Below are 1,541 nucleotides of genomic sequence, written 5' to 3' on the forward strand. Positions count from 1 at the left end.
GTCCGGGGGCCAGGCCGGTCCCGGCCGGGGCGGCGGAGAGGAGGCGGCGCAGGATCAGCGGGCCGCCGGCCTTGGGGCCGGTGCCGGAGAGGCCGTGCCCGCCGAAGGGCTGCACCCCGACCACGGCGCCCACGAGGTTGCGGTTGACGTAGAGGTTGCCCGCCGCGCTCGCGGCGCAGGCCCGGGCGATCGCCGCGTCGAGGCGGCTCTGGACGCCGAAGGTGAGGCCGTAGCCGGTGGCGTCGACGGCCGCGATCGTCGCGTCGAACGCCTCGCGCGCGAAGCGCACCACGTGCAGCACCGGGCCGAAGACCTCGCGGGTGAGGGCGGCGACGGACGGGATCTCGATCACGGTCGGGGCGACGAAGCTGCCCCGGTCGCAGGCTTCCGGCAGGGGCGCCCGGTGCACGGGATGTCCGGCGGCGCGCATGGCGGCGACATGGGCCTCGATGGCGTCGCGGGCCGCCGCGCCGATCACCGGGCCGATATCGGTGGCGAGCCGGTCCGGGTTGCCCACCCGCCACTCGGCGAGCGCCCCCTTCAGCATGGCCAGGGTCCGGTCGGCGATCTCCTCCTGCAGCGCCAGCAGGCGCAGGGCCGAGCAGCGCTGGCCGGCGGAATCGAAGGCCGAGACCAGGGTGTCGGCCACGACCTGCTCGGTCAGCGCCGAGGAATCGACCACGAGGGCGTTGAGGCCGCCGGTCTCGGCCACCAGGGGCACGGGGTGTCCGTCCGGGTTGAGGCGCCCCGCGAGCGTCGCCTGGATGCCCGCCGCCACCGCGGTGGAGCCGGTGAAGAGGACGCCGTTCACGCGCGGGTCGGCGACGAGGGCCGCTCCGGTCTCGCCGCCGCCGGGCAGGAGCTGGAGGGCGCCGTCCGGCACCCCGGCCCCGCGCAGGATCCGCACCGCCTCGGCGGCCACCAGCGGGGTCTCCTCGGCGGGCTTGGCCAGGACGCCGTTGCCGGCGGCGAGCGCCGCCGCCACCTGGCCGGCGAAGATCGCCAGCGGGAAGTTCCAGGGGCTGATGCAGGCGACGGTCCCGAGGGGCCGGTGGGTGGCGGGAGCGAAGTCCCGGGCCTGCCCGGCATAGTAGCGCAGGAAATCCTGCGCCTCCCGCACCTCGGCCAGCGCGTTGGCGGCCGACTTGCCGGCCTCGCGGATCAGGAGGGCGATGAGCGCGGGCCGGTGCGCGCCGATCGCCGCGGCCGCCCGCACCAGGATCGCCGCCCGCGCCGTGCCCGGCCGCGCGGCCCAGGCCTCCGCCCCGGCTCCGGCCCGGGCCAGGGCTTTCCCCACGCAATCCGGCCCGGCCTCGATCACGGTGCCGACGCGGTCCGCCCGGTCGGCCGGGTTGCGGACATCGCGGGCCGGCCCGGTGCCCTCGGCCCCGGCCAGCATCGGCGCCGCCCGCCAGGCACGCGCGCCCTCCGCCGCCAGGCTGGCGGCGAGATCGGCCAGTTCCCGCTCGTCGGACAGGTCGAGGCCGGGCGCGGCGACCCGGTCGGGGAGGAGGTCGCGGGGCTTGCGGATCGCCGGGTGG

General features: G+C 77.9%; 1 protein-coding gene. It reads right to left on the minus strand.

The genetic code is table 11. The features are described from left to right. Nucleotides 1-1,541 (minus strand): L-glutamate gamma-semialdehyde dehydrogenase (locus AC3WLN_RS24020; protein WP_492485491.1); only part of this gene is annotated, 1,541 nt, incomplete at both ends.

This window comes from Methylobacterium sp. FW306-05-D (assembly GCF_058782155.1).